The organism is Aureimonas phyllosphaerae, from assembly GCF_047943035.1.
GTDB lineage: Bacteria > Pseudomonadota > Alphaproteobacteria > Rhizobiales > Rhizobiaceae > Aureimonas > Aureimonas phyllosphaerae.
The window spans coordinates 3,528,802-3,550,369 of sequence record NZ_CP181348.1; the positions used below are offsets into that span (position 1 = coordinate 3,528,802).

16 protein-coding genes and 1 pseudogene are annotated in these 21,568 nt (G+C 60.7%); 12 read left to right on the forward strand and 5 right to left on the reverse strand.

What is annotated here, in order from left to right:
• Positions 1-4: 4 nt before the first annotated feature.
• From ACLNGM_RS16960 to ACLNGM_RS16975, 4 genes are all read left to right on the forward strand, one after another.
• Positions 5-3,820 carry a vitamin B12-dependent ribonucleotide reductase gene (locus tag ACLNGM_RS16960; RefSeq protein WP_416358476.1) on the forward strand — a complete coding sequence of 1,272 codons (3,816 nt, stop codon included), beginning with the start codon at positions 5-7 and terminating at the stop codon, positions 3,818-3,820.
• A gap of 465 nt (positions 3,821-4,285) precedes the next feature.
• On the forward strand, positions 4,286-5,515 hold the full coding sequence (locus ACLNGM_RS16965; protein WP_416355808.1) for an SMODS domain-containing nucleotidyltransferase: 1,230 nt from the start codon (positions 4,286-4,288) through the stop codon (positions 5,513-5,515).
• Positions 5,512-7,239: a ThiF family adenylyltransferase gene (locus tag ACLNGM_RS16970; RefSeq protein ID WP_416355809.1), complete on the forward strand. Its 1,728-nt coding sequence runs from the start codon at positions 5,512-5,514 to the stop codon at positions 7,237-7,239. Before ACLNGM_RS16965 ends, ACLNGM_RS16970 begins: the two co-directional genes overlap by 4 nt.
• Positions 7,217-7,696 carry a Mov34/MPN/PAD-1 family protein gene (locus ACLNGM_RS16975; RefSeq protein ID WP_416355810.1) on the forward strand — a complete coding sequence of 160 codons (480 nt, stop codon included), beginning with the start codon at positions 7,217-7,219 and terminating at the stop codon, positions 7,694-7,696. The genes ACLNGM_RS16970 and ACLNGM_RS16975 overlap by 23 nt, the downstream gene beginning before the upstream one ends.
• A 167-nt stretch (positions 7,697-7,863) precedes the next feature.
• Here the strand turns inward: ACLNGM_RS16975 and ACLNGM_RS16980 are convergent, their stop codons facing one another.
• Positions 7,864-8,997, reverse strand: a complete 1,134-nt coding sequence (locus tag ACLNGM_RS16980; protein WP_416355811.1) for an SAVED domain-containing protein — start codon at positions 8,995-8,997, stop codon at positions 7,864-7,866.
• Positions 8,998-9,323: 326 nt separating this feature from the next.
• On the opposite strand from ACLNGM_RS16980, the gene ACLNGM_RS16985 reads away from it, so the two are divergent.
• Complete coding sequence (locus ACLNGM_RS16985; protein WP_416355812.1) at positions 9,324-10,415, forward strand: CBASS cGAMP-activated phospholipase; 1,092 nt, start codon at positions 9,324-9,326, stop codon at positions 10,413-10,415.
• A gap of 193 nt (positions 10,416-10,608) precedes the next feature.
• Here the strand turns inward: ACLNGM_RS16985 and ACLNGM_RS16990 are convergent, their stop codons facing one another.
• The 4 genes from ACLNGM_RS16990 to ACLNGM_RS17005 all read right to left on the reverse strand — a co-directional run bounded on the left by ACLNGM_RS16990 (position 10,609) and on the right by ACLNGM_RS17005 (position 14,958).
• Complete coding sequence (locus tag ACLNGM_RS16990; protein WP_416355813.1) at positions 10,609-11,556, reverse strand: hypothetical protein; 948 nt, start codon at positions 11,554-11,556, stop codon at positions 10,609-10,611.
• A 362-nt stretch (positions 11,557-11,918) separates the two neighbouring features.
• The gene (locus tag ACLNGM_RS16995) at positions 11,919-12,197 is read right to left on the reverse strand and encodes a transposase family protein (RefSeq protein WP_416355814.1); all 279 of its coding nucleotides are present in this window, start codon (positions 12,195-12,197) and stop codon (positions 11,919-11,921) included.
• A gap of 754 nt (positions 12,198-12,951) precedes the next feature.
• Positions 12,952-13,665, reverse strand: a complete 714-nt coding sequence (locus ACLNGM_RS17000) for a hypothetical protein (RefSeq protein WP_416355815.1) — start codon at positions 13,663-13,665, stop codon at positions 12,952-12,954.
• Positions 13,666-13,713: 48 nt separating this feature from the next.
• Entirely contained in the window at positions 13,714-14,958 is a 1,245-nt protein-coding gene (locus tag ACLNGM_RS17005) for an FRG domain-containing protein (RefSeq protein ID WP_416355816.1), read from the reverse strand.
• A gap of 511 nt (positions 14,959-15,469) precedes the next feature.
• Between ACLNGM_RS17005 and ACLNGM_RS17010 the strand changes: the two genes are divergently transcribed.
• From ACLNGM_RS17010 to ACLNGM_RS17040, 7 genes and pseudogenes are all read left to right on the forward strand, one after another.
• Positions 15,470-16,120 carry a hypothetical protein gene (locus ACLNGM_RS17010; protein WP_416355817.1) on the forward strand — a complete coding sequence of 217 codons (651 nt, stop codon included), beginning with the start codon at positions 15,470-15,472 and terminating at the stop codon, positions 16,118-16,120.
• A gap of 437 nt (positions 16,121-16,557) precedes the next feature.
• Positions 16,558-17,358, forward strand: a complete 801-nt coding sequence (locus tag ACLNGM_RS17015) for a GNAT family N-acetyltransferase (protein ID WP_416355818.1) — start codon at positions 16,558-16,560, stop codon at positions 17,356-17,358.
• Between the two features lie 434 nt (positions 17,359-17,792).
• Positions 17,793-18,225: pseudogene (locus ACLNGM_RS17020) on the forward strand (transposase); the annotation flags it as partial.
• 983 nt (positions 18,226-19,208) lie between these two features.
• Positions 19,209-19,490, forward strand: coding sequence for a hypothetical protein (locus ACLNGM_RS17025; protein WP_416355819.1), 282 nt, complete (start codon positions 19,209-19,211; stop codon positions 19,488-19,490).
• Positions 19,474-20,550: a hypothetical protein gene (locus ACLNGM_RS17030; RefSeq protein WP_416355820.1), complete on the forward strand. Its 1,077-nt coding sequence runs from the start codon at positions 19,474-19,476 to the stop codon at positions 20,548-20,550. The genes ACLNGM_RS17025 and ACLNGM_RS17030 overlap by 17 nt, the downstream gene beginning before the upstream one ends.
• The gene (gene dcd / locus ACLNGM_RS17035; RefSeq protein WP_416355821.1) at positions 20,501-21,118 is read left to right on the forward strand and encodes a dCTP deaminase; all 618 of its coding nucleotides are present in this window, start codon (positions 20,501-20,503) and stop codon (positions 21,116-21,118) included. Before ACLNGM_RS17030 ends, dcd begins: the two co-directional genes overlap by 50 nt.
• Positions 21,119-21,328: 210 nt before the next feature.
• Positions 21,329-21,547 (forward strand): CopG family transcriptional regulator, encoded by a 219-nt coding sequence (locus tag ACLNGM_RS17040; protein WP_416355822.1) that lies wholly within the window; start codon positions 21,329-21,331, stop codon positions 21,545-21,547.
• Positions 21,548-21,568: the final 21 nt, after the last annotated feature.

Below are 21,568 nucleotides of genomic sequence, written 5' to 3' on the forward strand. Positions count from 1 at the left end.
GGGCATGAAGATCGACCGCCGCTACACGCGGGCAGACCAGGGCGCCTATGACTCGATCGAGTTCCGCAAGGCGACGAGCGAGATCCGCAATCCGGACGGCTCGGTCGTGTTCCGGCTCGCCGATATCGACGTGCCCGCCCAGTTCAGCCAAGTGGCGTCCGACATCCTTGCCCAGAAGTACTTCCGCAAGGCGGGCGTACCCAAGGCCCTTCGCAAGGTCGAGGAGAACGACGTTCCGTCCTGGCTCTGGCGTTCGGTCGCCGACGAGGAGGCGCTGAACCAGCTGCCCGAGGGCGAGCGCTACGGGTCCGAAATGGACGCCCGGCAGGTGTTCGATCGCCTGTCCGGAACCTGGACCTACTGGGGCTGGAAGGGCGGCTACTTCCAGTCCGAGGAGGATGCGCGCGCCTTCCGCGACGAACTCGCCTACATGCTCGCGACCCAGAAGGTCGCTCCCAACTCGCCGCAGTGGTTCAACACCGGCCTCCATTGGGCCTATGGCATCGACGGCCCGGGCCAAGGCCACTTCTACGTCGACTACCGCACGGGCGAGCTGACGCGCTCGGCCTCGTCCTACGAGCACCCGCAGCCGCACGCCTGCTTCATCCAGTCCGTCGCCGACGACCTCGTCAACGAGGGCGGCATCATGGACCTGTGGGTGCGCGAGGCGCGCCTCTTCAAGTACGGCTCAGGCACCGGCTCGAACTTCTCGGCCCTGCGCGGCGAGGGCGAGAAGCTCGCCGGCGGCGGCAAGTCCTCGGGGCTGATGAGCTTCCTCAAGATCGGCGACCGGGCGGCGGGCGCCATCAAGTCGGGCGGCACGACGCGCCGCGCGGCCAAGATGGTCGTGGTCGACATCGACCATCCGGACATCGAAAACTACGTGATGTGGAAGGTGCGCGAGGAGGAGAAGGTCGCGGCGCTTGTGACCGGCTCCAAGACCGTCTCCAAGCACCTGAAGGCGATCCTGTCGGCCTGCGTCAACTGCGAGGGCGGCACGGGCGAGGAGTGCTTCGACCCGAACGTGAACCCTGCCCTCAAGCGCGCCGTGAAGGACGCCAAGAAGGCGCAGGTTCCCGAGAACTACGTCAAGCGCGTCATCCAGTTCGCGCGGCAGGGCTACACGGACATCGATTTCCCCGTCTACAACACGGACTGGGACTCCGAGGCCTATCTGACCGTCGCCGGGCAGAACTCCAACAACTCCGTTCGCGTCACCGACGACTTCCTCCAGGCGGTCGAGCAGGACGGCGAGCACAAGCTGATCGGCCGGACCACCGGCAAGGTCACCAAGACCCTCAAGGCTCGCGAACTCTGGGACCAGATCGGTTATGCCGCTTGGGCCTCGGCCGATCCCGGCATCCAGTTCCACACCACGATCAACGACTGGCACACCTGCGCGGCGGCCGGCGCGATCAACGCGTCGAACCCCTGCTCGGAATACATGTTCCTGGACGACACGGCCTGTAACCTGGCATCCATGAACCTCCTGCAGTTCCGCGAGACGAACGGCCGGTTCGACATCGACGCCTACGAGCATGCGACGCGTCTCTGGACGATCGTGCTCGAGATCTCGGTGCTGATGGCGCAGTTCCCATCGAAGGAGATCGCGCAGCGCTCCTACGACTACCGCACGCTCGGCCTCGGCTTCGCCAATATCGGCGGCCTTCTGATGACCGCCGGCATTCCCTACTCCTCGGCCGAGGGCCGTGCGATCTGCGGTGCGCTGTCGGCGATCATGACCGGCATCTCCTATGCGACCTCGGCCGAGATGGCGCGTGAGCTTGGTCCCTTCCCGGACTACGAGCGCAACGCCGCCGGCATGCTGCGCGTCATCCGCAACCATTCGCGCGCCGCTCAGGGGCTTGCCAACGGCTACGAGGGCCTCGCCGTCGATCCGGTGCCGCTCGACCATGCCTCGCTGAAGGACAAGCGCCTCTCCGCCCGCGCCAAGCAGGCCTGGGTGCTCGCGCAGGAACTCGGCGAGAAGCACGGCTATCGCAACGCGCAGGTCTCTGTCATCGCGCCCACCGGCACGATCGGCCTCGTCATGGACTGCGACACGACGGGCATCGAGCCGGACTTCGCGCTGGTCAAGTTCAAGAAGCTCGCCGGTGGCGGCTACTTCAAGATCATCAACCGCGCGGTGCCCGAGGCGCTGCGCACGCTCGGCTACTCCGAGGCGCAGATCGCCGAGATCGAGGCCTATGCCGTCGGCCACGGCAACCTCAACCAGGCGCCGGCCATCAATCCCGGCTCGCTCCGCGCCAAGGGCTTCGGTGACGACCAGATCGCAGCCGTCAACGACGGTCTGAAGAGCGCCTTCGACATAAAGTTCGCCTTCAACAAGTGGACGCTCGGCGAAGCCTTCTGCAAAGAGACGCTCGGCATCACCGACGAGCAGCTGAACGACTTCTCGTTCGAACTGCTGCCCTTCCTCGGCTTCAGCCGAAAGGACATCGAGGCGGCGAACATCCACGTCTGCGGTGCGATGACGCTGGAAGGCGCGCCGTTCCTGAAGGCCGAGCATCTACCGGTGTTCGACTGCGCCTCGCCTTGCGGCCGGATCGGCAAGCGTTCGCTCTCGGTGGAATCGCACATCCGCATGATGGCGGCTTCGCAGCCGTTCATCTCGGGTGCGATCTCCAAGACCATCAACATGCCGAACGATGCGACGGTCGAGGATTGCAACAGCGCCTACATGCTGTCGTGGAAGCTCGCCCTCAAGGCGAACGCCCTCTATCGCGACGGCTCCAAGCTTTCGCAGCCCCTCAACGCCTCGCTGATCTCCGACGAGGATGACGAGGACGATCTGGTCGAGGAGACCGCGGCGGCCATCGCCGCGGCTCCGGCCGCGGTACAGGCGACCGAGATCGCCGAGCGTATCGTGGAGCGCGTCATCGAACGCGTCACCCGCGAGCGCGAGAAGCTGCCGAACCGGCGCAAGGGCTACACGCAGAAGGCCATCGTCGGCGGCCACAAGGTGTACCTGCGTACCGGCGAGTTCGACGACGGCCGCCTCGGCGAGATTTTCATCGACATGCACAAGGAAGGCGCCGCCTTCCGCGCGATGATGAACAACTTCGCCATCGCGATCTCGCTCGGCCTGCAGTTCGGCGTGCCGCTCGACGAGTACGTGGAGGCCTTCACCTTCACGCGCTTCGAGCCGGCCGGCATGGTCCAGGGCAACGAGGCGATCAAGAACGCGACGTCGATCCTCGACTACGTGTTCCGGGAACTCGCGGTCTCCTATCTCGGCCGCCACGACCTCGCGCATGTCCAGCCGGAGGATTTCGGCGCCTCGACCATCGGGCGCGGCGTGGAAGGCGACAAGCCGGCCGCTCTGCCGATCTCGAGCGGCATGGTGCGCGGCCAGACGGCGAAGTTCCGCCTCGTCTCCTCCGACACGCAGGGGACGACGGCTCCCGCCGGCCAGTCGAAGCCGGCCGGCGTGACCGCGGTCGCCCGCCCGGTGACGACGGCGAGCGCCGCCCCGCGCGCCGCGGCAACGCTCGGCAGCGGTCAGGCTACCGCTTTCAAGCGCGACTACGAGGCGGCCCCGCTCGACGAGCCCGCTCCGACCGCCGACGCGTCGCCGGCGCAGGGCCTCTTCGACAGCCCGCTCGCCTACGCCGCCTCCCCACGCGACGTCTCGCGCGTCGAGGCGCCCGCCAAGGCGACAAGCGCCGAACGCCGAGCCCAGGCCCTGATGAAGGGCTACACCGGCGATAGCTGCTCGGAGTGCTCGAACTTCACGATGGTTCGAAACGGCACCTGCCTGAAGTGCGACACCTGCGGTTCGACCAGCGGCTGCTCCTGATCCGGCGTCAGGATAGATCTCGGCTATCACGGCGCCCAAAGTGAAGGTGCTGGCATAGGATGGTCATTTGTCGGCATAGTTTGGCATCGATGAAGCCATCCATATGCCTCACCCTCCCGTTGGCTGGCCTTGGGCGTCACCGTATCTCGGACTCCGTCGCGGTAGTTCGTTCCAGCGACGCGGATAGTTCGGTCGGCCCTTGAAGACGGGCTTGAAGACGTATGTGAAATAAACCAAAGTTTGCGCATTCCCGAGACAAATACACAGCAGGAGCAAGGATTTAGCTGTTTCGCTACGTCATAGATCGGCATTCGGCTCTGCTGAAATGAACGAGCTGCCGATCAGGGCTCTGCCCCTCAGAAGTCTCCGGTCGCCCCCGTCGGCGACCGGAAGAACTTGGAAGAACATATCGTGAATGCCCTCGGGCATCGTGTCCAAGGTGCTTCGCAACCGAAGGAAGACGACATGAACATCCAGACCGGTGTGCCACGTCCGTCCACGCAGGCGGAGGACTTCCTTGAGGATCTCGTCGAGGATCTGCAGGTCCCCGTCAGCCGCATCGAGCAGGCGGAACGGAGCTACAAATCACTCGGTGGCTGGCTCCACCGACCGAACTCGACCGTCAGGGACCTCGATCCGAACGTCTACGTCCAAGGGTCCTTTCGGCTGGGCACCACGATCAAGCCGCTGAACGATCAGGAAGAGTACGACATCGACTCGGTTTGCGAGTTCGGGAGGGTCGGGAAAGGGTCGTTGAGCCAGGCCGAACTGAAGCGCCGGCTCGGCGTCGAGGTAGAGGCCTATCGCCGCTCCCAGAACATGACGAAGCCGATGCGCGAGGGCCGCCGATGTTGGGTCCTCGACTACGCGGACGGAGCGCAGTTCCACATGGACATCGTTCCCGCCGTTCCGAACGGCCGAGATACACGGCTGATCCTCGAAGCCCGGCGAATGGATCCGCGTTGGGCGGCGACGGCGATCGGCATCACAGACAACGAGGTCTGGAACTACATGATCGTGTCCGACGACTGGCCACGATCGAACCCCAAGGGCTACGCGGACTGGTTCCGGAGTCGAATGGCCGTAGCCTTCGCTCGACGCAAGCAGCGACTCGCGGAAAGCGCTCGGGCCAGCGTCGAGGACATCCCAGACTATAAGGTCCGCACTCCTCTTCAGGCCGCAGTGATGCTCCTGAAGAGGCATCGCGACATGATGTTCGTCGATCGCTACTCTGACCGTCCCATCTCCGTCATCGTGACGACCCTCGCGGCGCACGCCTATGCCGGCGAGGAGACGATCGCGGGCGCCCTGCTGTCAATCCTCTCGCGTATGGAGGCCTACGTGGGGAGGACCAATGACGGCTGGTTAATACCCAACCCGGCGGACCCGCTGGAGAACTTCGCGGACAAGTGGGGAAAGCACCCCGAGCGTGCGCGAGCCTTCTTCGAGTGGCTCGGGGCGGCACGCAGGGACTTCGGACAGGCGGCCGTCCTGTTGGAGCGCAAGACCATCGCCGACCAGCTCGCCGGCAGCATCGGTCATGGAGCCGCCCATCGAGCGGAGGCGCGCCGATCGCTCGATGCCCCCCGCCCGGGCCTTCTGCGTACCGCGATCGTCCCGCCGGCTGCGGCGTCGGCCACCCCCTCGTTCGGTTCCCAGGCCCGTGTCCCGACCAAGCCTCGCGGGTACGCGTGACCTTCTGGGTCATGCAGCCAGCCCGGGCGAAGGCGGAGCGACGCGGCGTCGCTGCGCTGATGGACCGTTCACCTTGGCTGACCTCGGTCGTATGGGGTATCGACGAGGAGGCGCGGCTGACGGCGAATTTCGTGGTACGTCATGCCGACGAGGACTTTCCGCTCGTCATGACGTACCCGGAGTACTTTCCGGACGTTCCGCCCGTCGTCGTTCCGGTCGATCGCCGACGCCTCTCCGCTCACCAGTACCCGGCCGGCGACCTTTGTCTCGAATGGCGAGCCGACAACTGGTCGTCAGACGTCACCGGCGTCGACATGATCACGAGTGCCTACGACCTGATCGCGGGCGAGCGATCGGGCGAGGATGCGCCCCGCGTCCCGTCCGCGCACGACGTACCACTCGGGCAGGCCGTTAGGAACGAAGTGCTCCGGCTCGTTGTCGATAAGGAAGTCCTCGGCCAGCTGCGCAGCCATCCTGGAATGAGTCGTACGCCCGTCTGGCTCCGGATGCGCTTTGCCGCTGGATGCATCGTTACCTTCATCGAGTTTCCTGAAGACCCGGACGCTCTTGATCCCTCCGGACGGAACCACCTCGATGGAACCTGGTCCAGGCGATGCGATGCCGTCCGGATAGCCACGGACTTCACCCTCCGCCCAGACTGCACGATCGAGATCTTGGCGAGCTTCGTGAGATCCCTCGGCCACGACGAACTCGCAGACAAGGTCTCATCCGACGCCGGCGGCGTCTATCTCATCGTCGTCTCGGACACCGACGTCACCCTTCTCCTAATTGATGGCGCCGGGGGCGCTAGAACCATCACCCGCGACGTCACGATTGTCATCCCTGAAGAAGGGGACCGTCGGAACCATGCGACGAACGAGGTGCTGGAATCTCGTGCGGTAGGCATAGTCGGGTGCGGCTCCGTCGGTTCGAAGATCGCCGTATCGCTCGCGCGTGCCGGCGTGGGTCGTTTCGTCCTCGTCGATCCGGACATCATGCTTCCGATCAATCTGCAGCGGCACGATCTGGACGGCCGCTTCATCGGAACGCACAAGGTAGATGGCCTCCGGCAACGGCTTCAGGATGTCTCGGGCAAGGCGACGGTAGTCGCTCGTCGGGTCACGCTCGGCGGACAGGAGAGCGCGGAGACGCTCGCTTCCGTACTCGACGATCTCGCCGGCTGCGACCTTGTCATCGAGGCCACGGCGGACCCTCAAGTCTTCAACTACTGCGCCTCGCTAGCGAGGACCCGCTCCGTCGCGATGCTCTGGGTAGAAGTCCTGGCAGGCGGTATCGGCGGATTGTTCGCTCGTTCGCGTCCCGAGGTCGACCCGCCGCCACAGGAGGCGCGGCGCCAGATCCTAGCCTGGACCGAGGCGCGAGGAGTGCCAGCCCCGACCACTTCGGATATTCCGTACGCGGCGGGAGAAGGCGCAGTGTTGGTCGCGGACGACGGTGACGTCTCGACCATCGCAGCCCACGCGACTCGCTTGGCGATCGATACGCTAGTCCGGCCGGAAACGAGCTTGTTTCCCTACTCGGCCTACTTCGTCGGTTTGACCCGTTCGTGGATCTTCGATGCGCCGTTCGACACATGGCCCGTGGAGTACCGGATGGAGGGTACATGGGGAGCCGCAACGGATCCTGAGCGGGCGGCCCATGCGTCCGATCTTATTCGCGATCTCGTGACGAGCAAGTCCGATGCTGCTCCTCCTACCGAGTGAGATCGCACAAAGGTTCAGGCGACACCTCGTCGAAGCCGGAGCGGACGAGATCGGTGGGATCCTCATGGGCGAACAGTTGTCGCTGGGAAAGTTTCGAATCGTCGATTTCAGTGTTGACGCAGGTAGACGCGAGAGAGATCGATTCCTACGAGATATGGACCATCATGCGCATACCCTCAGGAGGTTCTTCGAGAGGACCGGAGGCGACTACGAGCGCTTCAACTATCTGGGCGAATGGCATTCGCATCCACGGTTCTCCGTCGCGCCGAGCTCGACGGACCTGTGCAGCATGCAGGCCATGGTCGATGGCGACGAGGGCATAGCGTTCGCCGCTCTGCTGATCCTGAAGCTGCGTCGCCGAGATAGATTGCAGGCATCCGCAACGCTTTTTACGACGGGGCAGCACCCGGGAACCATTCCGTTCCTTCAGGAAGCCGACTGCGATCGTCCTACCTGAGGTTTCAAGCGTCCACCGTCATGATCGAGGATCGCCTCAAGCAATCATGTCGGTCGGTGATGCCTTTAAACACCAACATGGTTAGACACCTCGACGCACTCCCCAATCGTTCATGCCCGAACAGGACATGGCAACAATCTTCCGGTCGTCGATTGAAGTAGCATGGCTCACCCGATCGTAAGGGTCGGAACGAAGCGTCCGACCTGCCGATTCTGATCCCAGATCCTCATAGGGAGATCGGCCTTCGGCATTCGGACGCGACCGACCTCGACCGCAGCGGAGTTCGGCAGCGCAGGGAACACGTTCACCAGCGCCTGTTCGCCGTGGATAGCCTTGATCCGATCCAAGATACGTCGAACACGTCGCCTGAACTCGGAGAGGTCCTGGGGACGGCGCATGATGTCGTTGTGGGGTTCCTCCGCGGTCAGCGACCATATCGCGACATCGTCGCCGAGCACGTCACGGATCCTGTCGTCCGTAACCGTGGCACTCAAGACGAGCTTGAGCGCCACGGGCCATGCTTTCGTCTCCAGCGCCGGTTCATGTTCGACGAAGCGGATGGCAGGTTGATCGGCTTGCCATCTCCAGGTCGCTGGTTCCCGATGCCGCTGATGCACGGTCGCTGGAACGATATCACCGAGAAGGCGCCCCAACTCGATCAGGAGAGGTTGCGGAGCCAGAGCGAAGACGTTGAGGTTGCGGATCTCCTGCGTCTCGACGCGCCCCTTCACCTTCGCGTCGAACTGGCGCCGCAGGTTCTCGGCCTGGATGGTCCAGTAGGCTTCCTCATCGTCGCGATACGTCGAGCCCGTGAGCGACAGATCGATGGTCTGTCGCGAAGCCGGGTGATGGTCCGGCGGCATCGCCTGGAAGATCGCTCGTGTGGATACCAGAGACTCCATGTAGCCGATGTCGGCGCCGAAGCGGATCACGTGGGAGGCCCGATCGCGGTCGATACCGGCTACGATCGCTACGCGATCCTCGTGTTCGAGCTTCATCTCGAGCAGCGTCGGTTCGGGATGCCTGTCGACCTCCTCGACGTCGATCAGCTTGTGATGGGTCGCGCAGAGGAGCATGAGGTTGTCCAGGCTCTTCGCGAGGAGAGGCGATCTGGTCGCGTCGCCACGTGGACCATCCGGTGCATCGGCGACGATATGCGCGACGAAGCCGTACGTGCCGTCCTCGTTCCCCGAGATCAGGTCGCCGATGAGTTCCGCGTTGCACCCAAGGTACTCGCAACGCCCTGCCGCACGCGCCCACAGTGCAGCCTGCGTCTTCGCTGGTACCCTCGTCTTCGCCATATCGAATCCTCTTGAACGGAATCGCTCGGGCGTGGCCAGAGCGGTCAGCCGTAGGTTGGGTCTCGTCCAGACAAATGCACCGTGCTCTTTGCCTTGCCGTCATACGGTGGGGCCGATGGCTGTTTCATATCCCGATATCAAGCAGTTCCGTAACGAGGATTCACTCGCTCGAAGTTCCGCTATTGAAGAGCCTGCTTCCGACAACCGCACTGGTTCCGTGGCATCTTGCGTGCCTGTCGTGCTGCACCGAATGCATACCTGAGGAGGGTGGCGTGTGACAGGACGTCGGCAAGAGCCATAGCGGCGTCCAAGACAGGAGCGAACAAGTGAACTGGACTGCAGACGAGAACCAAGACCTGGCGCCGCTCCCTCAAGGCATGCGCTCGACGGGCGTGCGTCGCTCGCGGCGCCCGCAGCAGCCGTGGCAATTCGACGAGTTCCGCATTCTGTCCATCGACGGGGGCGGCATCCGCGGCATCCTCCCAGCGACGATCCTCGAACTCTGCGAACGGAATTTCCTCGGGGGTGGTTCGGCAGGACGCTGCTTCGACATGATCACCGGGACGTCAACCGGTGGCATCATCGCCTTGGGACTCGGACGGGGCAAGACCGCTGCGGAGATCTTGCAGCTATACACGGATCACGGAGGCGAAATCTTTCCGCAGGTTCCAGATGCGAAGGGTCTCGCTTCGATCTGGCGGCGGTCCGTGAAGATCGGGCGGGACGTGCGTCGAGTCCGGTACAGCCCACGGGCTCTGACGGAGCATCTGGAGAAAACGTTCGGCGGCGACGTCTACGGAGAAAGCGAGCGGCGGCTCGTCATCCCAACCTTCGACGCCCACACGAAGATCAACGTTCTCAAGACGCCTCACCACCCCGACTTCCGGATCGACTGGCAGAATCGAATGGTCGACGTCGCGTTGGCTACGTCCGCAGCGCCGACGTATCTTCCTCCTCATAGGATCGGAACGCAGGTCTATGCGGACGGAGGCGTCTGGGCGAACAATCCGGTGATGCTGGGACTCGTGGATGCCCTGACGTGCTACGACCTCGACAGACACAAGGTCCGCATCCTCTCCCTCGGTTGCGGCTCCGGAGAGCTTAGGTTCACGGAGAAGCAGATGGTGCGCGGCGGCCAGTGGGACTGGCGTAACCTCGTGAGCACGGCGATGGATCTGAGTAGCCAGAGTGCCGACGGTCAGGCCAGGCTGCTCGTCGGAGCAGATCGCTTCTGTCGGCTGGATCTTCCGGACCAGGTCCATCCCATACCGCTGGACGACTTCGAGACAGCAATGAAACTGCTACCGCAGGAAGGGGAGCGACTCTTTCAGCAGAACCAGCAGCAGCTCGCCAGCTTCTTCGAAGGGCCTAGACCTACGTATGAGGCCCACTACGGTCCTCGCGTGGCGGCTCCTTGACGGCCCGAACTAGCCAATCCGTGGGCATCATCGTATCTATGACCCTCTCGCGGCAGTCCGTTTAAGCAACGCGGATATTTTGGTCGGCTCTCGAATACGGAATTGAAGATATAATACAGTAGACACTCGCTTGGGATCTGCTGTTTTCATTCGGACCAGTTTCACCGATCAGGCCCGTCACGGCTTCTTGGAATCATGGACCCTCTTTTTCGAGGTAACGCAGAGCGCCCTGAGCCAAAGGAAATAGAACGCGGTAAAGCTGATGCTCGTCGATTACGGCGCCCAGGTGAGCGACATTGTTTCTTTGCTTGATAAGAGATCTGCAAACAGCTTCGTCGACAGTAAATTTTCCATCGGAGTTCGATATCTCTCCCAATCCTATGTGCTGGAGGATCCTCAGGAGTTTTTCAGGCCTTCCCTCTCGCGTCGTCGTCGGAGCATTCAGAACGTTTTCGATCCGGCTTTTCGCTTCCTTGCTAAGTGACATCGCCGAGATTTGTGATTTCTCTTCCTTGGACAGCAGCGGAGTAAACAGCCGCAAAAACTCCACGCGCTTCTCCAACTCTTCTAGGATCACAAACCAAAACAGGAACTTGGATTTTGCTTGGGGGGAACGCATACCTTCGACGAAGATCGAGGTAAGAGGCGTCCAACGTAGGTTCTCGAATATCCTTCTGTCTACCGGAACAGTATCTATGGAGGACAACTGCACGCTCGCTTCGATGTGCAAGGTCCCCGCCAGCTTCGGCGAGACATCTCGCAAGCCCTCGACGTCCAGCTTCAGGACGAGGTTCCCATACCACGCATCCTGCTGGCTTCGAGCCAAGGCCGAGGAGAAGGCTTCCGCAACCTTGCCTAGGAACTCTTCCACTTGGTCAAACGATCTACTCACCGCGAATTCGACCGTCAGCAGAAACACGTCCTGGTGTACGTAGGTGATGGATATCGACTTCAGGTCGACGCCGAGAACGTGGACGTCCGCTTCGTGGAACGGATTCTGCGCGATATGCTGCCGACCGAACCAGAACTCCCCCTTTCGATGGGACAGGAAACCAGGGTTCGACACGTGATGCGAGCTAACGAGCCGGATCGGTGCCTCAAACTTGGTGCCCCCCGTCTCCAATTCTTCGGCGAGGTTCATTAGCTATCCTTTCACTACACCGTCGTTTGACTTTACCTATCGCCGGACGACGAGGACGTCTCGCACCTTTGTCAAAGGTCGATACGTCGGCCGCCGAAGCCATTTTGGACGGCAACGAGCGCTGAGACGCTCGAAAGCTTCGAAGGTGGGGTCGTAGTCGCAATCGGCGAGGTTCTCCACGATCGCACGGTGAGGAATCGTGTGTTCCTGACAAGGACTCAGTTTCAGGTATCATCATGCGAGTCACTGTCGAGAGCATGTGCAAAAGGCCGGAGCGCGGATCCATCGAGCGGTCCCGGCTGGCCCGGCCACTCGACGGGCGAATCTTCTCCAGGGGCGAGGCGACGAGCGCTTCGACTTCCTCACCGCGCATAGCGCCCTCGAGAGCGGGGTACGACCGGCGGAAAAGGCGTTCGGTGCACGGGGAGGCAGGCGCGGTCGCGCATAGTCTGCCAACCAAGCCTCAGCGGAAGTCCCTTGTCTTTACGCGGATCCGGCACGCTCGCCCCGAAGCGCTCGGCGAAGATCCTCTGGCGACAGTCCAGCCCGTCACAGCGGAAGCGTCGCGCCACAAGTTGAAGTTGGACGGCTCGGCCACCTAGAGGCAGGTCCGCCACGCGGCGATGATACCGGCTGTGCACGCGTTGCTAGGGACGATTGCAGGACGGGCACGCCGCCGATGTTCCTCGCATCGATGCGCTGATGATCAGGACACCGTCCAAGAACTCCTGATGATCGATCGCGAGCCCGGCGGGAGCGACGGCTGAGAGCGGAAGGCGGCATGGCATCTGGACGACCTCCATCGGAAACCGCCAATCCCACCGCCAAACTGCACCGAAGATGAGTCAGACCCAGTTTTGCAGGCCGTTTGACATCGTTCGCCTTCGCCCTCGGGCGAGTACCAGCCAGACCGATCTGGTCGACTTGAGCCTGCCGGTCTGAGGTCCGCGTTCACTCAGGCCGGCGAGCGACCTCCAGTCGAAGGCCGCCAACGGTTCTCAAAACGCTCCAGCCTTCCGGGACGCCACACGATCGCCGACCCAGGACCGGCGTTCCGCATGCTGCCCGTCAGCAAGCTCACGTCGCCCTCGTCGGCGACGAAGAAGACGATGTATCGCGGGGTTCGCAGTTCGGGCTGATCTGATTTCATCTTAGCGAAGGAGTTGCCATGCGTCGCCGTGAACTGACGGATCGCGAGTGGTAGGTGATCAAGCCGCAGTCGCCGTGGAACAAGCTTGAAACGCAGTGCACGGTAGGATCCGAGTCCTGAGCCGCCATGAGCGCCTAAGCCAATTCGCGGGAGCCGGCGATGACGTTCAGAAAAGCCGAATACTTGTCATCATAGGACATTCTCGACCGTTTCGGACGGAAGCGGGCACCATCCCATCCTTGGCATCATGTACCCGCACGTTGCAGAAACTCTCCGACCTTTCCCGGTCCGGCGTACCAACTGCGGTATTGAGCAACGAGGCGTTCCGCGATGTCCGGTGCGAGAGTGCTCGCCCGAAGATGGTCCGCAAGTCTATCAGGCGTTACAACCGGTCGTATTCCGATGTCGTCCGGAACCCATAGCTCCGTTCCTGGAGTGGTCTGTGGATTAAGCCCGGCCTTGCTTATGAGATCGATGTAGACCCGCTTTTCGATGCCAGGTGCTGCGGGTGCCAACGCCTTGTCGATCTCACGGTCCGACAATCCCGCTCCCTTCATCCCATCCACAGCGGCGCGCAGCAGGCGATCGTGCTGAGCGACATGCCCTCCGCTCAGCGTACCAGTTGGAATCGCGCTCACCTCCGCCGCGAGGACGGCGTTGGCGGTCACGAGTCTTGCAGTTTCCTCCTTGGCCTGTTGAACGGTCTGCACGTCGGCTTCGATCGCCTTCGCCTTCAGATCGATCTCATGCTTGATGACCTCGAGTTCGCCTTTGCTCCACTTGAAGCTTTTGATCGATTCGAAATTCTGTCCGAGGATCGTGACAAGTACCAGTGCGACGACTGCGAGCCACTCCGTCTCGGTAAGTTCGAAAACCTCCGCTGCGAGTACGACGGCGACGCCGATGGCTATCGGCAGCCACCACGGGCCGACCAGTTTGGAATCCGCGCTGCCAGTCATTCCGATCTCCTCGTCCAGTTCGCAGGCGTATCACGGCTGATCGTTCAATCAGACAGGCTTCGGATCCGATGGAGGACATTGCAACATTTGGCGAAGGTGAACCGCCGTCTGGTCGATGCTCGGATATACGGTCGTGGCGTCGATCCCGATGCTTGCGAGTTGGTAGAGGACTTCTGCCTTCCCGTTGACCGTGATCCGTTGGATTTCGATGCCGTCGATGCCCTGTTCCGGGAGTTGGGCATCATGCCCAAATATGAGGAAGGCACCATCCTGAGAGCGGATCCGAATGTTTGTTCTCTTGGCCTTGACGCAGACGACCGCCCCTACGTCCTTGGGGTCCATCCAAGGTTCGAAGTACCCTTTTTCTGATCGGACGTGGTGCAGCAGCTTGCCGATCGCTGGCTGCTCGTTGAAGGTGGTCTTGTCTAGATCGAGGTCGATGGTGTCCTGCTGATCGAACGTTAGGTTCCACAGATTCGCGATGCAGCTCACCGTATCGGAATCGAAGTACTTTATCCTGTCCCTCTGGACCCGGAAGACGACGACCTCTCCTGGCTCATCGGAAGGACCGCCGGAGCCGTGGCAGGCGAAGAAGAGGGCGACTAGCGGATTGCCCGTGATGTCGAGCAGACGCGTCGGCAGACCGTAGTGCTGCATCCTGACCAGCTTGTCGAAGCAGTAGCGGTCACCGATGAACTCGTCGTCGTGAGCGATCTGCAGTTCCTTGCAAAGTGCGTGTTCGTTCGGGAGATGCTTCCAGCTCCCATTGGGCCACTTCCGCATCAGGGATGGCTGAAGTTCGTAGCTCAGGCTCTCGTGTCCGCGATAGAAGGGCGTCGTCTCCGTGCTTCCCGAAAGCCGATACATCACACGCAGGAAGTCATCGACGCTCCCGACAGTGTCGACCACATTTCTCTCGATGGGTGGAGGGGCAACGTCGGGAATAGGTTGGGCCGCCCGCATCACGGCCGCGACGTTCTCCTGAGTCTCGGGCCGGGCATCGGACAACCTGCGGAGCACATCTTCCGCGTTGCCTGAACGAACCGCCCAGTGCGTGCGGTGCAGTTGCCATTGATTGGCACCGAACACCCTCCTGGCGGTCGCCTCATCGCCGAAGGCGATCCGGCCGAAGTCCCGGATCGGCTGGAAGGTCGCCGAGATGCGCTTCTGATCGACGGTCGTTCCGACGACCCTTCCAAAACGGACGAACATCTCTGCGTTGCCCGATCTGGAGACTTCGGAGCAGAGGAATGTCGGTAAACCCTCCAGGTAGGCGATGGCGTCCGAGCGCATACCCTCGAGCCGTTTCGCTGTGTCGATCGGCGTGTACTCGAACAGTCGCCCCCTCCCTAGGATGATCTCGTCCGATAGCTCTACCTCCGGATCTCCGTATGAGATGTAGTTAAAGTTCCCAGCCGTCCTGCACTCCTCCGCCTAAGCCTACATGGGTTCGCATGCACCTTGGAAGGGAGTCGGAGCGTTCGGCGCAGGACCGGCATCGGAACGACGCGGAATGCTCTCGACCTCGCACTCTGCTCGGACCACCTAGTGTGGGCCGATCACTCTGGACTCGATCCCAACCCACAGTCGCATCGTCATTACGCACGACAAGTTCCAGGCAGTGGGCGATGACCCGACGAAATAGGTTGGCCGAGTTGGAGTACCCTGGCCCGGATGGCAGAGGCGAACAGTAAGAGAGAGGGACCTTAACCCCCCTTGCAGGCTTTCCACTCTATCGTCACCAGGGTCCTGCTGATCCAATCGACAGGACTAACAATGACAGCCCCCCTCCACGGGAATACTGATGACTTGGTTCGAAAAGACAGTAGAATACAAATATGTAATACGCAGCCATCTCCACGAAGGAATAATTCCTTTCGCTGGTCCGACCGAGAAGCTTATTGGTGATGCGATTACAAAAGGGAACGGAGAATTCCGCATTTTGGAATTCAAACGGTCAGCCGACACCAGGTCTTCTGAGTGGCTCAAATATCCAGCGACACATACGGATGCATCGGCGAAAGATAGGATCAAATCTGCCGGGAGGGCGTTCGAAAAGGAATTTGGAAAGAGTAACTTCGGTCACTATATGATATATGGAGAGGAAATAATTCCGATAGAACAGAAAAAATTCGAGACAGGCAATAGTCATTATCCTCATTTTCGTTTGATTAATGCAAAATACTGGGACTTCGATAGCTCGCCTACCAGCAGGTCGGTGAGCCTCCGCTCTTTCAAGGATGTCTTAAAACTGCAAGAATATCTTCAATTCCTGGCCAGAAACCGCGTAGAATGGACAGCGTCGTCCGGCTCAGAAGAAATGGTCGAAGCCAGACGGGGTGGGTTTGTTACTTATCTTACCCTTTCCGAATTCCAAAGAAGCCTGGAACTGGCTCTGATACGAGCCCATGTCATCGAGGATATCAAGACTATTGCGTCGACTCCGAAGCCGTAGGTGACGGAAGTGGCAAGACGCGATGGAGCCGCGGATGTTGCTCTAAGGAACCTTTGATTTGACCGATCCTCAAAACCAGTTTGCTTTGAATAAGCTATTCTAGTGATACCACCGAATTTTGCAAAACGGGTCGGACAAGAACGAGACCGGCGACCTCAACCCAACGTCAGTTCGGCGGCGACGTGGCCTCCGTGCAGGTGATGCTGTCGAGGGCGAGTTCGACGCGAAGGAATGCTATTCGATGCTGGCGGAAGGTCAGGTCAACATTTCAAGTTTTCTGACGATCCTACAGCCCGCGCATGTCACGCCGCTTGTCCGCGTCACTAGTCCAAGAATACCTGCGATGTTTCCGTCTGAAGACTTCCGATCGGGTTGTTGAATCATTATCTGAGCCATTCAGCGGTCAAGATCACGGGCTGCCGAGGACGGAGCGGTCTATGAGAATCCCGATTGGTGACGAAGATCGACGAATGCAAAGCAGTTGGTTCTCCAATACCAACCGCATCCGTTTCGACTTCTCGCCAACCAAGGAGATCGAGGATTGGTGGAAGGAGCACATGTTCGATCCACATGGGCTCACGCCGGAAGCCCTGGCCGAGCGTTTCACCGCGTCATGGGCGGACCATCGGCAGATCGAGTTCAAGACGATCGATCCGGACCGTCCGGAGATCTCATTCTCGGTCCATGATAGCAGCGGGGATGCCACGGTTTGGCTCGTCGATCGTTGCATCGATCTCGACGGCAAATTCGTCGAAGCACTGCGTATGGCAGTTGCGGACGACTGGCAGTTCGAGGGCATCGGGCGGCGTTTGATGAAGAATGCGGTCGATACCGGACTTTTCCTCGGTTGCGATCGGATCCGTCTGGATGCAGACGACGTCGGGCGGTACTCCTGGGTAAGGATGGGGTTCGTCCCCGACCGGGGCTCTTGGCGGTCCATCAGAGAGGCTTGCATCCGGTCGCTGATGCAGTTTTCGCAAACGCTGGGCCCCGCACGGACCCAGGAGATCGTCATGATGCTGATGTCCAACGATCCTAAGACGATGCGGCTGATCGCCGACCTAAAGGACCCAGTTGAGGAGCCCCGTCTCCGGCGCCGTGGAGGACTAGAGCCACAAGTAGTCCCTCTTGGGAAGGCAATGCTCCTGGGGGACTGTCCGATCTGGGCGGGAGAGTTCGATCTCCGAGATGCGACGAGCCTGTCTCTCATGGAGGATTGCGTCGATGCGACGCGTTGAAGACAGTAGCCCCCCGCGCAGCGACGCCTGGGGACCGTATGCCTGGGATCCGTTCCGCGAGCCCCCAGACCCGAATGGCAACTGGCGTCGGGCGGTTGAGGAAGCGATACGTATCACGGCACGCCGAAGTGGCGGGTATGCACAACTCCGATCCGACCAAGACGACTCCAAGCACCGCTAATCAGTTGTCCGCGGATCTCGGCCGCCACCGAGGCGATGTCATGGACTTCGACATCCATCCGGGCAGCGCCAGCAAGTCGACGGAGACACTCCCCGTGAGTTGCGAGTATCTAGCGTCAGGTGAAGGGCAGAAGAAATCTATGCAACTTTGGTCCCGTAGGAATGCTTACTGGAACCGCTCGTGAGTTCCGACTCGTGCCTCGAGTGCTCGGCCTCCCTCTGGCGGCTCAAACACCTTCATCTTGGCACGATGACGCCGTAGGGGGCGTCAACCCCATCGTGCGAAGACGATCACCCTCAATGGGGCGTTTTTCTTATCGTGCATGACAGCGCTAATGGTTCTGGGCGGGCCTGTGAACGGCGTCGTGTTCCGGGCCTATGTCGACCCAGTGCTCGCTCCCACACTCTCGCCCGGCGACATCGTTGTGATGTACAGCGTCCCGGCGCACAAAGTTGAAGGCGTACAAGCAGCCATCGAGGCGGCCGTGGCGTCCTTACGCTTCCTGCCGCCCTAGTCGCCAGACTCCAACTCGATTGAGATAGCCTTCTCTAAGCTTAAGGCTCTGATGCGCGCCAAGGCAGAGCGCACCGTCGAAGCACTGTGGCAAGCCGTCGGCGGTCGTCGCGTGCTTCCTGCCCAGCGAAAGCGCCAACTACTTCAAAGCCGCAGGCTATGACGCGGACTGATCGGAAAACGCTCTAGTCACCGTCGTCTATATAGCAATCCCATAGAGCTCGGTGGGCTGCGACGATCGATGGGGCGTCACGACACGCTTCGAGATCCCTGAGCCGTTCGGGTTGTCATCTCGGATCAACTTCCGGGAGTAACCATTCGTGGTCTGCAATTGCGGTCGGCCCCCGTTGGGTGGCGGCAAACGCCGCGTCTAACCGCCACTCTCACACCTGGGGCTCACGGGCGCCTACGCGTTCGGGGTGTCCCGGCCATCAGGCTCACGCGCTACGCCCTTGAACGGCTGTCCGTTGTCCTTGACCGACATCAGTTGTCCAGTGCGCTCATCGCGCTTCTGCCAGTGTCCATCAGGCCGTTGGAACTGCGTCCGAGCCGTCACCGCACCGCGTCGGTGTCCATTACCGGTATTCGTTGCCATGCGAAGCTTCCTTTTTCCTGTATCGAGTTACGCCGATGGTCCTAATTCGCACCGTGGCGCTGTCTTTCTGCACCAAACCGATTCGGATCGTTGCGGGCGACAGTGCGACAGGTGCTTTGGACCACCACCTCGAGCAACCAGCGCTCGATACACAAAATATGGCCATTTTTTCCACGCCCGTCAACTGGATCCTTCGTCCGTCCGGGTGCGCCGCGCATCATGCGGGTGCATGGCTCCCCGTCTGTCGGCGCCGAGCAAGAGCTCGCCGAACGGTTAAGCTCCGAGTGGTGGCGATGCGCACAAGTCCTCTGCCCCTGCCTGACCATCGCCGCGTTCGCCCGCTAAACCTACGAAGAGCGGTCGTTGCGACGGGCACGGCGGATGCTGCATTGGTGGTCCGGATGGTGACGGAATCGTAACCTTCATCAACGATGCTGGAACCCAGGCAACTCGACAGTTCTACAGTGGTCTCATCTCCGATCAACAATCAGGCGAGTGTTGGGGTGCTGGATAACCATGTCTAATTATACTAGGTATAGTCCGGGAGAACTGGAAACTGTCGTGCTGGCCTTCGAGCTGGTATCCAACAATGCCGTGGGCATACCAAGCTCGCTCGTCACATACGTTGAGAGTGTTCTCGACCAAGCCATCCGGCTGGTTAATCGATCCGAGTCGGTCGGGCCGGAAACGAAACCGGAGGCCATCAGCCTCGCTCTGGAAATCCTTGGCGACAGCGAACTCTTCCAAAGCCTTCACGGTACGAGTGGCCACACACGCATCACACCAGAACTGGCCAGTCGCTTCCTGAGACGAATGGAGCATGCGGATGCACGTGCAGGATGATCTGCTGCTGATCCGCGAGCAACTCTATCGTCTCACCGAAACCGCCTATTTCGAAAATGCGCTGAACGACCATGCCCGCGACGTGATCGCTCTGATCGACCATGTGGCACCGCGTGTCGATGGAATGCCCGATCTCATCGCCTACGAGTTACGTCGTCAGATTTGGACGGACCACCAGCATTTAAACGGCTCCACATCCAACGAGATCCCCTACGAGATCGTCCATGTCCTGACCCGAGCACTCCGCAGCTGGATCGACGATAGGGATGTGCTCGTCACGACCGCGCTCCTTGACGAGCCGGCGTTCTATTTCACGCGTGGTCTGCGTTGGCCCGGGATTGCCAAGCTCTTGCCGGAATTCGAGCAGCCCCGCCGTCCCTACACGCTAGTTCAAATATCGCTTCCGCGTCTCTATCGGACGTATCCCCTGCGGTGTGCGCCCCTTTTCCATGAGCTTGCCCACTATCTGGACGATACCGTCAACGTTTCGGACGAGTTCATCCTCCAAGCGAGGTTCACCGACGTGGGGCCCGGACGGGATCTCCAACGTCGCTACATGCGTGAGCATTTTGCCGATCTGTTTTCGGCTTGCTACTTGGGTGAGACGATCGTCCACGACATCATGCGTTTGAACAATGTGAACGGCGCCACGCGAACGCATCCCGACCCGTCGTATCGAATCGAGGTTGTTCAAGCGTTCCTCGCGGGCCGAACGCACCGCGTCGTGGACCAGTTCAATGCGATCCTGCAGGAAAGAGGACTCCCGTCCCTGCATACGCGATTCGCCCTTCCCGACGTTGCAGCAGCTTTCGACGACATCCGACCCTGCTCCATCGCTTCCGACCAGGAACTCTACGGCATATTTCCTGCAGCCCAGGCCTACCTTGCCGAAATTCTAGAGGACAGGCGACCCTCCTGGTCGGATTGGAGTCGACAGAGCGCGAACCGTACGATCAACGACCTGGTCGAGAAGAGCATCCGCAACATGGATCTCAAGGAGAAGTGGCGGAATGCGGCTATGGAGCAAGTCGGACATACTGCGCAGTCTGAACTCAAATGAACCCGATACGCTCGGCCTCGATCCAATGCTCGACGAAGCCTCGCAGGTCGGTGAGGTCTCCGTAGATCTAAGGCTTGGGTGTGACTTCCTCGTCTCGATCCTGACCCGTAAGCCGTTCATCGCCCTCGCCGGCCCCGACGCCGAACGGCGGGCGGTCGAGACCTATTTCCAATTCACGCGGCGCGACCTGGGCGACCGTTTCATGTTGTATCCAGGCCAGACAGCCCTCTCCACCACGCTTGAGTACGTCTCGCTGCCGACATCCGTCTATGCGGACTTATTCACTCGATCGAGCTTCAACAGGCTCGGCATACACCTGAGCACGGCCTTGCAGCCGGGCTTTCGCGGCGCCGCCTCGCTCGAACTGGTCAATCACGGAAACAATCCTGTCGAGTTGGTAGTCGGCAGTCGCATTGTGCAAGCCCGCTTCTTTGAACTTGCCGACAGGACCCCCTACGGACAAGGGCGCAAGTACTACGGCGACGTCAGACCCACGGTGTCGAAGGCAGCACGTGACGGCGATCTCCTTCAACTGGACGAGGTCAGGAAATCACGCTTTGAACATTGACTGCATAACGTAAAGTTCCGTTTGGTCGATCATACGACACTCGGTCCGCCACTACGCCGTTGAGCTCTGGCGGCACCATTACGGTTTGGTCGACGGCACCTATCTCAAGTGGCACGACGCACTGCGGATTTTTTAGCCACTTCGTGGCCACAAACTGTTGACCTTTGCGATTCCTTGTATTATCTCCGATGCAGATCGGAGATAATCGGCATGGCGGACAAGGCGCAGAAGACGATGACCTTGAATCTGAGCGTTCAGGAGATGGAGGCACTCGAACGCCTCGCTCAAGAGCGCGGCATGACCAAGACGGGCCTCGTCCGACAAGCGTTGCGTCTCTATGCCTCTGTCACTGATCGCCTCGGCAAGGGTGAAAAGGTGTTCGCTGAGAATCCTGAGAGCAAGGAAAAGGCCGAGTTCCTCGTTTTGTGATGCGTTCGCTTGTTGGTCAAA